Below are 744 nucleotides of genomic sequence, written 5' to 3'. Positions count from 1 at the left end.
CCGCGAATTCAGGCCCTAAGTCAGGCGAAGCATAGTGCCCACCCACGGTTTTGCCCGCATTCTGAGTCGCCGCGATCTCGGCCAGCATCTTGGGGTCGCCGTTGATCACACCAGGGAAGTTCATCATCTCACCTAGCCCGATAACGCCGGGCCAGCTCATCGCCTCGGCCACGTCTTCGGGGGTGATCTCATAGCCGGTTGTTTCAAGCCCTGGGGCCGACGGCGCGCAGGATGGCATCTGGGTGAAGATGTTCACCGGTTGCATCAGCGCCTCGTCATGCATCATGCGTACGCCTTCCAGCCCCAGCACATTGGCGATCTCATGCGGGTCGGTGAACATCGACGTCGTGCCATGCGGAATCACCGCGCGGGTAAATTCGGCCGGGGTCAGCATCCCCGATTCGATATGCATATGCGCGTCGCACAGACCGGGCAGCATATAGCGCCCGTTTGCCTCGATGATCTGCGTATCCGGCCCGATGCAATGTCCGGCATCCGGCCCCACAAAGGCGATGCGCCCGTTGGCAATGGCAATGTCGTGATCCGGCAGCGCTTCACGTGTGTGAACATTCACCCAAGTTCCTCCGCGCACGACCATGTCGGCCGGTTCACGTCCTGCGGCAACGGCGATCAATCGGGGGGCGGTGTCGGGCCAACTTGTGAAAGGCGTGTATTCCATGGCTCAACTTTTCTGAATGTGTCCGAAGGTGCAACCCCTGCCGAACATCTATCATCAAACCGTCA

The 744-nt window shown here is 60.2% G+C and carries 1 protein-coding gene; it reads right to left on the bottom strand.

The window, feature by feature from the left end; genetic code table 11:
* On the bottom strand, positions 1 to 679 hold a 679-nt coding region (locus ACR0C6_RS21715; RefSeq protein ID WP_480621215.1), incomplete at its 3' end, for an amidohydrolase family protein.
* Positions 680 to 744: the final 65 nt, after the last annotated feature.

This window comes from Ruegeria sp. AL12 (genome assembly GCF_056540885.1).
This window is presented reverse-complemented; position numbering and strand designations above follow the sequence as displayed.